Genomic DNA, 12,053 nt, shown 5'->3' on the forward strand with positions numbered 1-12,053 from the left:
CAAAAAAGCCTTGCAACTTCGTTCCGGGGTCGCGAGTTTGTCCCTGTGCATTCGTCTACTTAACAGGGGGCGGATCCGATGCGTTCATCACAGGTGGGGAGTGCCGCCATGACCAAGTTCTCTTTGATTGCAGGAATTGCCGGCGCCACGCTGTTCGCGAGCGGTGCCGCGGCGCAATATGTTCCGGGTTCGGAAATCGTCGGCCAGACCGTCCAGGTCGAAACCAACGGCGTCGTCAACAACGTGACGTTCGAGCCGGGCGGAACCGCCCGTATCTCGACTCCGAGCGGCAATGTCGTTCCCGCCAGCTGGACCGCCAATGCCGGCCAGCTGTGCCTGAGCACCGGCGGTGCACAGGAATGCTTCCCCTACAACCAGCCGTTCCAGGCCGGTCAGCCGATCACCGCGACGTCGAGCTGCGGCGCGACCAGCCGCTGGCTCGCCAATGCGACCAACCAGCCGCCGGCTCCGCAGCAGCAGCAGGCTGGTGAGCGCGGCTAAGCCACGCTGACCAAACCAGATCGAGAAGGGGCCCGGCAGCGATGCCGGGCCCCTTTTTCGTGGGCTTAGCGGAAGGGCGGCTCGTCGAAGCTGCGCAGCTTGCGACTGTGAAGCGCGTCGCCTTCCTCGCGAAGGAGGTTGAGGGTCTCGATCCCGATCCGCAGATGCTGGCTGATCGCGCGCTCGTAAAAGGCATTGGCCTGTCCGGGCAGCTTCAGTTCACCGTGGAGCGGCTTGTCCGACACGCACAGCAGGGTCCCGTAGGGCACCCGGAAGCGATAGCCCTGGGCGGCGACGGTGGCGCTTTCCATGTCGATCCCGACCGCCCGGCTCTGGTTGAAGCGAAGCGCGCTGTCGGTGTAGCGAAGCTCCCAGTTGCGGTCGTCGGTGGTCACCACGGTGCCGGTCCGGAGCCGCTTCTTGAGGCTGTCCTCATCCTCACCGGTGACCTTGGCCGCAGCGTTGAACAGGGCGGTCTGGACCTCGGCGATGGCGGGGATCGGAATCTCGACGGGGAGGATCCCGTCGAGCACATGGTCGTCACGTAGATAGGCGTGGGCGAGCACATAATCGCCGATCGTCTGGCTCGGGCGCAGGCCGCCGCAATGGCCGATCATCAGCCACACTTCGGGCCGCAGCACGGCAATATGGTCGCAGATCGTCTTGGCGTTGGACGGACCGACGCCGATGTTGACGAGGCTGATGCCGTCGTCGCCGTTCGGCCCGATCAGGTGATAGGCCGGCATCTGGTAACGCCGCCACGAGCCCGAGGCGATCTCGGCCTCGGCATTCTCCAGCATCCCGCGGTCATAGCGTCCGCCGGGCACGCTCAGCGCCTGGTACTGACTTCCTTCCTGGCGCAGTGCGTCGGCCGAAAAGCGAACGAATTCATCGACATAGCGGACGTAGTTGGTGAAGAGGACGAAGCGCTGGAAATGCTCGGTCGGAGTACCGGTGTAATGGCGCAGCCGTGCCAGGCTGAAGTCGGTCCGCGGACCGTCGAACAGGGCGAGCGGACGCGCGGTGTGCCGGCTCATGTCCCAGTCACCGTCGGCGATCTCGTCGCCGATGTGGACCAGCTCGGTGGTCGGGAACCAGCGTCCGAGCTCGGCCGACTGGATTCCGCCGAGCTTGAGGTCGTCGCCCGCGTCGAGGACGTAAGGGTAGGGGATTTCGCTGGCCGACCGGCCGACGCTGATCTTCACGTCATAATCGGCGGCGAGATGCTGCAGCTGGGTCCGCAGATAGTCGCGGAACAGCTTCGGGCGGGCGATGCTGGCAGTGTAGATGCCGGGCTGGTTCAGCCGCGCGAAGGCCCTGGCCGGAAGCGGCGGCGGGCTGTCCGGATCGTAATCGAGGCGCAGTTCGGGATAAGCGAAGCATCCGTCGGCCCGGGCCTGCGGCTCGGGCTTGATCCCGTCGCGGACATAGTCGGCGAGCGCGCGGCGAAGGTTGAGTACGGAGCGGTCGAAGATGGTCTCGAGCTCGTCGAGGATCGTCTCGATGTCAGGCATGGTGCCGTGTAGCGGATTGGCGTGGCGGAGCAAGCACCGCAGGCGGCTGGAGCGGGTAGCGGGAATCGAACCCGCGCGTAAAGCTTGGGAAGCTTTCAGGCTACCATTACATCATACCCGCTCGGCGCCGAGCGGCCGAATGCCACAGGGGTGGGGCGGAGACAAGGGCCTCGCGACCCAGACCTCGGGCAAAGAAAAAGGGCGCCGCTCCTGCGAGCGGCGCCCCAATCCATTGCGAATGAGCCCTGGCTTAGAGGCCGAGGTTCAGGGTCGCCATGATCGCCCGCGGCGCCACCGAAGTGAAGCGCGGCTGGCTGCTGTTGAAGCCGAACGCGTTGATGCTGGTCGACAGGTTGCCGAAATAGCGCGCGTTGAACAGGTTGCTGACGTTCAGCTGCACGTAGCTGCGGTTGTTCTGGATGAACGGCAGCCCGATGCGGGCGTCGAGGTCGAAGTAGGTGTAGCCCTTGCTGATGACGTCATTGACGTCGGTCGCGAAGCGGTCGCCCACATACTTGCCCTGGATACCGACCACGACCGGCGAGAAGTTGATCTCGGCGCGGCCACCGACCTGCCACTTCGGAGTCTCGACCACGCGCTTGCCGCCAGTGCGGGCGCACACGTTGTAGGTCGTCACGCCCGAGGTCGGCAGAACGGTCGGAAGCGGGTTGCAGAAGTAGGTCAGCCCGTTGACGATGCTGGTGTTGGTGCTGGCGCTGATCGCCGCCGTGGTCGGCGTCGCCGGAATGGCGACCGGCACGTAGTTGAACGCACCGATGACGATGTCGTCCTGCAGCTTGGCATTGATGTAGCTGACGTTGCCGATCAGGTTGAGGAAGCGGGCGACGCGGGTACCGACGTTGGCGTCCACGCCCCAGCTCTTCACCTTGCCGACGTTACGGTCGATCGAGATGTTGGTGATCGGGTCGAAGCTCGACACGATGCGGTTGCTGTAGTCGATCTTCCAGGCGGTGGCTTCGGCCTGCAGGCGACGGGTCACGTAGCGTGCACCGAGGTCGTAGCTGTTGGTGCTCTCCGGAGTCACGCCGATGAACGGCTGACGATAGAGGTTGTCGGTACGCGGAGCCGAAAAGCCCTTCGAGTAGCTCGAGAAGATGCTGATCGCGTCGGTGACCGCGAAGGTCGCGCCGACGTTCGGAAGCAGCTTGTGATACTTGTAGGTCGCCTTGAACGGAGCATATTCCGGCGTGCCGAGCAGGCCGGCGACCGGCGGAACGAAGCTGTTCGGGACCAGGTATCGGCCGCTGTTAGGACCGGTCAGGCTGATCGCCGAAGGCTGGACGCAGTCCGGGAAGCCGCCACCGGCCGCCGGAGTGAAGCAGCGCTGGTCGAGCTGACGCTCGAACCACGGCGAACGCAGGCCGACTTCAACCCGCAGACGGTTATCGACGAAGCGGCCGATATACTGACCCGACAGCTGGTTCAGCAGAGCGATCGAGACGCGATCGCGGTTCTGCAGAACGGTACCGGCGGCGGTGATCACCGGCGGCCCGTTGCGGCCGAAGAAGGGATTCAGGACCGAGAAGTCGTTGCCGGTGAAGCTGTACTCACCGGTCTGACGGTGATGCGCGCGATCATAGGTGTAGGCGACGCGGAAAGTGTGCTCACGGCTGGGACGGAACACCAGCGAGCTCACCAGGGTGGCGCGGTTGGTGTTGGTGATCGACGGACGGCCGAGCAGGACGGTGTCGAGGCGGTCACCGTCGCCGTTGAGGTCGACACCGGTCGAACCCGGAACGCCCTGGCTGAGCAGGTAGCTGTTCTCGGCAATCAGCGCGGTCTGGCTGCCGCCGTTGGCAAGCGTGTACTGATAGGTCGGGTCGACCGTCAGGACCAGCATGTCGTTGAGGGTGAAACGCGACTGCAGGCCGACGTTGCCGGTGTTCGACGGGTTGATCTGACCGGTCAGCTTGTTGGCGATGCCCTGGCTGGCGAGCGGGCCGCCCGGCGTGAAGCAGGTCGACGGGTCGCTCTGCGCGGTGCCGGCAACCGGGGTCGGACGCGACAGCACGGCGCCGGTCGACGACAGGCAGTCCTTGAAGAAGGCGAGGTCGTCGATGCGATCCCACTGCGTCTTGTTGAAGTCGCCAACCACCACCGGCGTGCCGGTGTAGGTGGTCGGGATCACCGTCTGACCATTGAGGTTGAAGATGGTTCGCAGGTCGGCGAGCGTCGGGTTGTTGTAGTTGTTGTTGCGGTTCTCGTTGTAGTGACCGACCAGCGAGATGAAGTCGCCGTTCGACAGCGGCTGATAGATGCGCGTGTTGAACTGGGTCTTCTGGATCTCGCCTTCACCGCGCCAGTGATCGTAGTTGGTGCGGCTGCCCGACACCCAGGCGCGCAGGCCGCCGCTGGTGATGTCGCCGGTGTTGATCTGCACGAAAGCGCGGCGGAAGTTGAAGGTGCCGCCCGAGACTGCAGCGCGGACCTGCATGTCGCGGGTCGGAAGGGCGGTACGCAGGTTGATGGTGCCGCCGGCCGCCGAGGCGGTGGGGCTGTCGACGTCGGTCGCGCCGAGGTTGACGTTGATCTGCTCGATCAGTTCGGGATCGACCTGCTGGTTCGAGTAGACGGCATAGTTGCCGCTGTCGTTCAGCTGCACGCCGTTCAGCGTCAGGCTGATGCGGTTGCCGTCGAAGCCGCGGATACGGATGTTGCCGCCCGAGCTGCCGTAGGGATCGCTCTGGGTGAAGTTGACGCCCGGGATGATGTTGATCGAGTTCAGGACCGACTGGCCCGGATTGCCCTTGGCGATCAGTTCCTGCGTGATCAGGCCCTTGGCCTTGGTCGAGTCCTGGACCACCACGCCGGCGGTGCCGGGCTGGCTGCGGGTGCCGGTGACGACAATGGTGTCGCGCTCGGTTTCTTGAGTACCCGTGGACTGGGCAAAGGCGGCGGTCGGCACAAAGGCGACCGCAGTCGACAGCAGGAGAAGCTTCTTCACGTGGGATACCCCGTAATGGTGTGAATGACTGACGCGTGTTCGTTCAGTTCACCGGGGCCGCTAGGGCTGGATTAAGACAAAAAGGTGACCTCCCGGAGGATGCCACCAACTTGCCTGATCCGTGTTGTTGCAATGCAACATCTGCCCGTCGCCACCCCCGCGACTCGGCCGAGGCATGAGCAGGTTAACGCCAAATTTTCAAGCCGTGCGGCTGTCCATTGAGCGTCCGAGCTTCACGAACATCAGGATGAGTGGCGGAACGAACACAATCGACAACACCACCTTGGATAGCATCTGCCCGGCAAGCAGGGCGCCGATCGGGAACACGCCGTAGAAGGCGACGGTGATGAAGATCAGGGTGTCAACGATCTGGCTCAGGGCCGAAGCGACCGCCGAGCGGAAATACAGCAGGCGCCCGCCCTCGCGGCCCTTGAGCGCGGAGAAGATCGTCACGTTGAGGACCTGGCTGGTGCCATAGGCGATCAGGCCGGCGAGCCAGATTCGCAGGTTCGATCCCATGATCGTCTCGAAGGAGGAGAGGCGCGCCGCTTCCATCTTGTCCGAGGCGGGAAGCGCAAGCACCAGCACGGTCAGCGCGGCGGACATCAGCAGCGGCACGAAGCCCCACAGCACCAGCTTGTTGGCGACGGTGCGGCCATGCAGCTCGGCAATCGCGCTCGACGTGACGACCAGCAGCAGGAAGGCGAAGATGCCGGCCTCTACCGCGAGCGGCCCGAGCGCGACCTGCTTGTTGCCAAGCACGCCGGCGATGCAGACCATGCCGCCGTAGAAGATTCCAAAGGCGAACAGGGAAGGGCTGATCAGGGTACGCAGCGGCGTGTTCTCGGTGCTCATGGGGCGGGAGGGGTAGCGAACGGCGCGGGAAGTGCAACCGCCACGCACTTGTACCCTCACGGGCGCCTGGCCACCTCCGCCGCTCGTCAGCACAAGGAACGTCGACCATGAAGACCAGCGGCAACACCATTCTTCTCACAGGCGGTGGTTCCGGGATCGGGCGCGCGCTGGCCCAGCGCTGGCATGATGCCGGGAACAAGGTGGTGGTCGCCGGGCGCCGTACCGACACGCTTCAGGAGACGGCTGCCGGGCGTGACGGAATCGCGGTCGAGCGGCTCGACGTCGACGACGTGGACGGCCTTGCAGCAAACGTCGCCGCGATCCTCGCCCGCCATCCCGACATCAACGTGCTGGTCAATAATGCCGGCATCATGCGGTTCGAGCGGCTCGATTCGAAGCGCGACCTGGCCGACGCCGAATCGACCATCGCAACCAACCTGCTCGGCCCGATCCGGCTGACCAACGCGCTGATCGATCATCTCACCGGCAAGCCGGATGCCGCGATCGTCAACGTGACGTCGGGCCTTGCCTTCGTGCCCCTGATGTCGACCCCGACCTACGGCGCGACCAAGGCGGCGATCCACAGCTACACGGTCGCGCTGCGCGAATCGCTGCGCGGGCGGGTCGAGGTGATCGAACTCGCGCCGCCCGGCGTGCAGACCGACCTGACTCCGGGCCAGTCGACCCGCCCCGGTTATCAGCCGCTGAACGATTTTGCCGACGAGGTGATGGCACTCTTCGCGACCGATCCGACCCCGGCGGAGATTTTGGTCAGAAACGTCCAGCCGCTTCGCCATGCCGAACGCGACGGTACGCACGATCAGGTGCTCGCCGGATTGACCGAACATTCCCGCACGGCGCTGGCGCAACTGCCATGAGCGCCGGGGCGCGGGCGTCGGCGGGAAGGTTGACCCCGCCCGCCCGCGCCCCTAACCGCCCGCCTCCGTGGACCCTTCCCAGAATCCGGCATCATCGCGCCATGCGACCGACATCCTTGCGATGGGGGACGCCCTGGTCGACGTCATCGCGACCTGCGACGACGACTTCCTCACCCGCTTCGACCTGCCGCGGGGCGCCATGCAGCTGCTCGACGAGCCGCAGGCGCTGGCGTTGTATGACGCGATGGGCTCGGCGCGCGAGATGAGCGGAGGCTCGGCGGCCAATTCGATGGCCGGCGCGGCAGCGATGGGGGCGGACGTCGCGTTCGTCGGCCAAGTCGCGGACGACCAGCTCGGCACCATCTTCACCCACGACATGCGGGCGCTGGGCGTCAAGTTCGACACGCCGCCGCTAACCGAGGGGCCGTCGACCGGACGCTGCCTGATCCTGGTCACGCCCGATGGCGAGCGGACCATGAACACCTGCCCGGGCGCGGCGCATTGCCTGTCGCGCGATGCCGTCGACGAAGCCGCCGTGCGCGCGGCCTCGATCCTCTATCTCGAGGGCTATCTGTTCGGGCCCGAGCTGTCGCGCCAGGCGATGTTCCGGGCGATCGACATCGCGCACGCCGCCGAGCGGACGGTGGCCTTCACCCTCTCGGAAAGCGTCTGCCTGCCGGGCCGCAGGGAGCCGCTCCAGAAGCTTATCGCGGCGGGCGGGATCGACCTCATCTTCGCCAACGAAAGCGAGGCGCTGCAACTGGCCGGCGCCGCCGACCTCGACGAGGCGATCGGGCGGCTGTCGACGCAGGTCCGAACTTTGGTGTTCACGCGTGGGCCGGCCGGCGCACTCGCCTTCGAGAACGGCCTCACTACCGAAGTCCCGGCGATTTCGGTGCCGCAGGTGATCGACACCACCGGCGCCGGCGACCTGTTCGCAGCCGGTTTCCTTGCCGCGCGGTGCAAGGGCCATCCGATCGATCGCCAGCTGATGACCGGCGGGATCGCCGCGGCCGAGATCATCAGTCACTTCGGGGCGCGGCCGGTCGCCGATCTCGCCGACCTGGTGAAGCTGTGACCATCCGCCGAATCGCCGTTTATTGCGGATCCGCGCCGGGCAATGATCCGGTGTTCGCCGACGCCGCGGTCGCGCTGATCCGCGAAATGGCCGACCGCAAGATCGACCTCGTCTACGGCGGTGGCCGGCTCGGCCTGATGGGCCTGATCGCCGACACCATGCTGGAGGCTGGCGGCGAGGTGCATGGCGTCATTCCCGCCGCGCTGGTCGACAAGGAAGTGGCGCATCTGGGCCTCACCGAATTGCATCAGGTTGCCGGCATGCACGAGCGCAAGGCGCGCATGACCCAGCTGTGCGACGCCTTCGTCTGCCTGCCGGGCGGAATCGGCACGCTGGACGAATTGTTCGAGGCGTGGACCTGGAATGCGCTCGGCTATCACGCCAAGCCTTTTTGCCTGCTCAACGTCCAGGGGTTCTGGACCGGCCTCGCCGACTTCATGGATCATGTCTCCGCGTCGGGCTTCCTCAGCCAGGGGCGCCGCGCGCAGCTGCTGATGGCCGACAGTCCCGCGCAAGCCATCGACAGGCTGGACGAAGCCGCCGCAAACGCTACGCAAGGCATGGTCTGGTAAATCGCCGGGGGGCGGGAAAGCTTACATATGCATCAGTTTTTCGGGCTGCTCGGCATCGCCGCCATTCTCCTGTTTGCTTTCCTGCTGTCGAGCGACAAGCGGGCGATCCGGCCCCGCGTGGTGATCGCCTCGTTCGCGCTGCAGGCGGTGATCGCCTATCTGGTGCTCAACAACAGCGTCGGCCGGGCGGTCATCCAGGGCATGGCGGCGGGCGTGTCCAACCTGCTCGGCTATGCGGGGGAGGGGACGGCATTCCTGTTCGGCCCGAAGGACAAGAATCCGGCGCTTTACAACACCTTCGCGCTTGGAGCGCTGCCGGTGATCATCTTCTTCGCCGCGCTGGTGTCGATCCTCTACTACCTCGGAATCATGCAGCGGGTGGTGCGCTGGGTCGGCGGGGCGATCGGCTGGGCGACCGGAATCGGGCGCGTCGAGGCTCTGGGCTCGGCCGCCAACATCTTCGTCGGCCAGTCGGAAAGCCCGCTGGTCGTGCGGCCCTATCTCGCCGCGCTGCCGCCGGCCAAGCTGTTCACCCTGATGGTGGTCGGCATGGCGGGTGTCGCGGGCACCATCCTTGCGGCCTACGCCAGCCTGCTTGGCGACCGCTACCTGCCGTTCCTCCTCGCTGCCGCCTTCATGAGCGCGCCGGGCGGGATTCTCATGGCCAAGCTCCTGATGCCCGATCCGGTCGAGCCGGTCGCCTCGCCGACCACCGGCGAAGCGCTGGCCGAAGCCGGACCGCCGGCCGAGACGGTGCAGATCGCCGAAACCTTTGAAGAGGGCGAGAAGCCCGCCAACATCATCATGGCCGCCGCCCAGGGCGCGCAGACCGGCGTCAAGCTGGCGGTCGCGGTCGGCGCCATGGTGCTGGCCTTCGTCGCCTTGGTCGCGCTCGCCAACGGCATCCTCGGCGGGGTTGGCGGCTGGTTCGGCTTGCAGGGCCTGAGCTTCCAGCAGCTGGTCGGCTACGTCTTCCAGCCAATCATGTACTTGATCGGTGTGCCGTGGAACGAGGCGGGGATCGCCGGCGGCCTGTTCGGGACCAAGATCGTCCTCAACGAATTCGTCGCCTTCATCGACCTCGGCAATGCGCAGGGCGCCGCCGCGGGCCTCAGCGATCGCAGCCGCGCCATTGTCACCTTCGCGTTGTGCGGCTTTGCCAATTTCTCGTCCATCGCGATCCAGATGGCGGTGACCGGCGGGCTTGCACCCAACCAGCGGCCGGTGATCGCGCGGCTTGGCCTCAAGGCGCTGCTGGCAGGCAGCCTCGCCAACCTGATGAGCGCGGCGCTGGCGGGGATCATGCTGCCCTGAAGTCTTGGCGGAACAGTCGCTTCGGCGTAGAGGCGGGGTCATGACGACCGATACGCTCACCGCCGACAACATTGCCTCCGTCAGCCTCAAGGAGGCCGACGTCGACCGCGACGCCTTCGCCCAGCACCTGGGCCGAAGCTTCGAGGAATATGGCTTCGCCGTTCTCGCCGACCACGGCATTCCCGACGAACTGATCGCCCGGGCCGAGCAGAAGGCGAAGGAGTTCTTCGCGCTGCCCGAGGAAACCAAGCGCAGCTATGCGCTGGGGAGCGGCGGCGCGCGCGGCTACACCCCGTTCGGGATCGAGACGGCCAAGGGCGCCAAGGCTCACGACCTGAAGGAATTCTGGCACGTCGGACGCGAGCTGTCGGAAGGGCACAACTTCCGCGACGTGATGGCCGACAATGTCTGGCCGTCCGAAGTGCCGGGCTTCAAGGAAACCTTCCTCGAGCTGTACGACACCTTCGACCGCACCGGGGTGACTGTGCTGAAGGCGATCGCCCGCTACCTCGAGATCGACGAGGATTATTTCACCGACACCGTCCGCGACGGCAATTCGGTGCTGCGTCTGCTGCACTACCCGCCGCAGAAGGAAGCGACCGGCGAGCATATCCGCGCCGGCGCGCACGAGGACATCAATACCATCACCCTGCTGCTGGGTGCCGAGGAAGCAGGCCTCGAGCTCAAGACCCGCGACGGGCGGTGGATCCCGGTCAGCCCGAAGCCGGGCGAGCTCGTGATCAACATCGGCGACATGCTGCAGCGGCTGACCAACGGTAAGCTCCGCTCGACCCCGCACCGGGTGGTCAATCCGGCGCCCGACAGGGCCAGCAACGCGCGCTATTCGATGCCCTTCTTCCTGCATTTCCGCCCCGACTTCACCATCGAGGCGCTGCCTGGCACCGTGCCGGCGGGCGAAGAGCCCAAGTGGCCGCCGATCAGCAGCCATGACTACCTCATGGAGCGGCTGCGCGAGATCAAGCTCGCCTGAGCAGGTGACGCTTCCTGCGCTGCCATCATTGGCGGGTGCATGGACTCGCGCCGATCCCCGCCTAGAATGCGCAGCCATCCATGGGTGGCGTCAGCGTAGTCGAGGGGCTTGAAAGTCGGGGCATCGCGCTTGACGCGGATGGCCGATCCTTGCTCGTCGAAGGTCGCAGGATCGAGCTCGACAGTCGCTCCTTCGCCATCCTGCAGGCGCTTGCCGAGCGGTTCGGCCAGCGCGTCGGCAAGGATGCGCTGCTCGCCGCTGCGTGGCCCAATCAGGTCGTCCACGAGAATTCGCTGGCCAAGGCGATCAGTCGGCTGAGGCGGGCGCTCGATGGGTCGGGGGTGGAAATCGTCGCCTCCTACGGGGTCGGCTATCTTCTTCGCGGCGTGCCGGAAGCGGAAGGCGATGTGGCACCTGATGCCACGCCGTTGCCCGCCGAATCCGACTGGCCAGCAGGGCGCAAGTGGCTCCTGGCCAGCCTGCTTGTCGTGCTGCTCGCCCTCGCCGGGGTCGTCGCTATCGGCATCGCCAATCGGCAGGTCGCCTTCCGCGAGACCGCCCCGATCACGCATGACGCGCCTGACGCGCAGGCGACCATCCTGTGGGTCGACGATCATCCGGCCAATAACGAGCGCGAGATCGAATATCTGAAGCAGCAGAAGGTCGCGGTGCATCAGGCCACCACTACCGAAGATGCGTTGAACCTGCTGAGGATCAACGATTACCGATTGGTGGTCAGCGACCTCGGGCGCGGTGACGACCGGCTGGCCGGGCTCAAGATGACACGGGCGATGAGCGAGCAGGGAATGGCGGCGCCGGTGATGATCTACACGGTCCGGCCAAGCGAGCCCGAGCGGCAGCGGGCGCAAAAGGAGCTGGTCGCGCGGTCGGGTGCCGCCGATCTCGCGCTGACGCCGGCGGAGGTCCGGGCAAAGGTCATGGCCCGCGTGCTTGGTCGCACCGCCGACCGCTGAGGGCGGTAAGGCTCGAATTTCATCACTTTTCAGAATTGCGGGAAAGATTGCCGCGGTCGGGAGGGTCAAATCGGCGGTCATCGACGATGGCGCAGCAGTGGACCGTGTGATGATTTCGGAAAAGAGTGGGGTCGCGCCCGAGGGCGACTTCGAGCAACGGCCGACCCGCATAGCGCTGGGGCTGGAAGCGTCTTTGGTCATCGCCGGCGAGCACCTCACGGCGACCGTGCTCGACATCTCGCATCGCGGGGTCCGGCTCCGCGTTTCCGAGGCCCTGATCGTTGGCGAAACCGTGGAGCTGGAGCTTGGACGATCGGGTTTCGTGATGGTCCGCATTTCGTGGACCAACGGGAATGAGGTCGGGGGCGTGTTTCTCGACCTCGAGTAGGACGAGGCGGGCGGCCGCCGGGC

At 65.8% G+C, this 12,053-nt stretch carries 11 protein-coding genes and 1 tRNA gene; 8 read left to right on the forward strand and 4 right to left on the reverse strand.

The genetic code is table 11. The annotated features are described in order from the left end of the window. Window positions 1–108 precede the first annotated feature (108 nt). Window positions 109–501, forward strand: a complete 393-nt coding sequence (locus GGQ97_RS08870; protein ID WP_168068849.1) for a hypothetical protein — start codon at window positions 109–111, stop codon at window positions 499–501. A gap of 65 nt (window positions 502–566) precedes the next feature. On the opposite strand, the gene GGQ97_RS08875 is transcribed toward GGQ97_RS08870, so the two are convergent. The 4 genes from GGQ97_RS08875 to GGQ97_RS08890 all read right to left on the reverse strand — a co-directional run bounded on the left by GGQ97_RS08875 (window position 567) and on the right by GGQ97_RS08890 (window position 5,835). Continuing rightward, the gene (locus GGQ97_RS08875) at window positions 567–2,015 is read right to left on the reverse strand and encodes an AMP nucleosidase (RefSeq protein ID WP_168068850.1); all 1,449 of its coding nucleotides are present in this window, start codon (window positions 2,013–2,015) and stop codon (window positions 567–569) included. Window positions 2,016–2,062: 47 nt separating this feature from the next. After that, window positions 2,063–2,136 (reverse strand) — tRNA-Gly (locus tag GGQ97_RS08880). 129 nt (window positions 2,137–2,265) lie between these two features. Continuing rightward, complete coding sequence (locus GGQ97_RS08885) at window positions 2,266–4,980, reverse strand: TonB-dependent receptor domain-containing protein (RefSeq protein WP_168068852.1); 2,715 nt, start codon at window positions 4,978–4,980, stop codon at window positions 2,266–2,268. 198 nt (window positions 4,981–5,178) lie between these two features. Next, a complete protein-coding gene (locus GGQ97_RS08890) occupies window positions 5,179–5,835 on the reverse strand; it encodes a queuosine precursor transporter (RefSeq protein WP_168068854.1) in 657 nt (218 codons plus the stop codon). Window positions 5,836–5,942: 107 nt separating this feature from the next. Between GGQ97_RS08890 and GGQ97_RS08895 the strand changes: the two genes are divergently transcribed. The 7 genes from GGQ97_RS08895 (at window position 5,943) to GGQ97_RS08925 (ending at window position 12,030) form a co-directional block, all read left to right on the forward strand. Further along, window positions 5,943–6,713 carry an SDR family oxidoreductase gene (locus tag GGQ97_RS08895; protein ID WP_168068856.1) on the forward strand — a complete coding sequence of 257 codons (771 nt, stop codon included), beginning with the start codon at window positions 5,943–5,945 and terminating at the stop codon, window positions 6,711–6,713. A gap of 67 nt (window positions 6,714–6,780) precedes the next feature. After that, window positions 6,781–7,791 carry an adenosine kinase gene (locus GGQ97_RS08900; RefSeq protein WP_342448497.1) on the forward strand — a complete coding sequence of 337 codons (1,011 nt, stop codon included), beginning with the start codon at window positions 6,781–6,783 and terminating at the stop codon, window positions 7,789–7,791. Continuing rightward, window positions 7,788–8,363 (forward strand): TIGR00730 family Rossman fold protein, encoded by a 576-nt coding sequence (locus tag GGQ97_RS08905; RefSeq protein ID WP_168068858.1) that lies wholly within the window; start codon window positions 7,788–7,790, stop codon window positions 8,361–8,363. Before GGQ97_RS08900 ends, GGQ97_RS08905 begins: the two co-directional genes overlap by 4 nt. Before the next feature lie 27 nt (window positions 8,364–8,390). Next, the gene (locus GGQ97_RS08910) at window positions 8,391–9,677 is read left to right on the forward strand and encodes a NupC/NupG family nucleoside CNT transporter (protein WP_168068860.1); all 1,287 of its coding nucleotides are present in this window, start codon (window positions 8,391–8,393) and stop codon (window positions 9,675–9,677) included. 40 nt (window positions 9,678–9,717) lie between these two features. Then, complete coding sequence (locus tag GGQ97_RS08915; RefSeq protein ID WP_168068862.1) at window positions 9,718–10,668, forward strand: isopenicillin N synthase family dioxygenase; 951 nt, start codon at window positions 9,718–9,720, stop codon at window positions 10,666–10,668. Between the two features lie 149 nt (window positions 10,669–10,817). Next, the gene (locus GGQ97_RS08920; protein ID WP_168068864.1) at window positions 10,818–11,642 is read left to right on the forward strand and encodes a winged helix-turn-helix domain-containing protein; all 825 of its coding nucleotides are present in this window, start codon (window positions 10,818–10,820) and stop codon (window positions 11,640–11,642) included. Between the two features lie 109 nt (window positions 11,643–11,751). Beyond that, window positions 11,752–12,030, forward strand: a complete 279-nt coding sequence (locus tag GGQ97_RS08925) for a PilZ domain-containing protein (RefSeq protein WP_168068866.1) — start codon at window positions 11,752–11,754, stop codon at window positions 12,028–12,030. Window positions 12,031–12,053 lie beyond the last annotated feature (23 nt).

It is taken from the genome of Sphingomonas kaistensis (genome assembly GCF_011927725.1).
Taxonomy (GTDB): domain Bacteria; phylum Pseudomonadota; class Alphaproteobacteria; order Sphingomonadales; family Sphingomonadaceae; genus Sphingomicrobium; species Sphingomicrobium kaistense.

Excerpts from the sequence above, each read along its gene's own strand:
- GGQ97_RS08870 (WP_168068849.1), top strand. The coding sequence starts at position 109 with ATGACCAAGTTCTCTTTGATTGCAGGAATTGCCGGCGCCACGCTGTTC.
- GGQ97_RS08875 (WP_168068850.1), bottom strand. The coding sequence starts at position 2,015 with ATGCCTGACATCGAGACGATCCTCGACGAGCTCGAGACCATCTTCGAC.
- GGQ97_RS08890 (WP_168068854.1), bottom strand. The coding sequence starts at position 5,835 with ATGAGCACCGAGAACACGCCGCTGCGTACCCTGATCAGCCCTTCCCTG.
- GGQ97_RS08895 (WP_168068856.1), top strand. The coding sequence starts at position 5,943 with ATGAAGACCAGCGGCAACACCATTCTTCTCACAGGCGGTGGTTCCGGG.
- GGQ97_RS08910 (WP_168068860.1), top strand. The coding sequence starts at position 8,391 with ATGCATCAGTTTTTCGGGCTGCTCGGCATCGCCGCCATTCTCCTGTTT.
- GGQ97_RS08915 (WP_168068862.1), top strand. The coding sequence starts at position 9,718 with ATGACGACCGATACGCTCACCGCCGACAACATTGCCTCCGTCAGCCTC.
- GGQ97_RS08925 (WP_168068866.1), top strand. The coding sequence starts at position 11,752 with ATGATTTCGGAAAAGAGTGGGGTCGCGCCCGAGGGCGACTTCGAGCAA.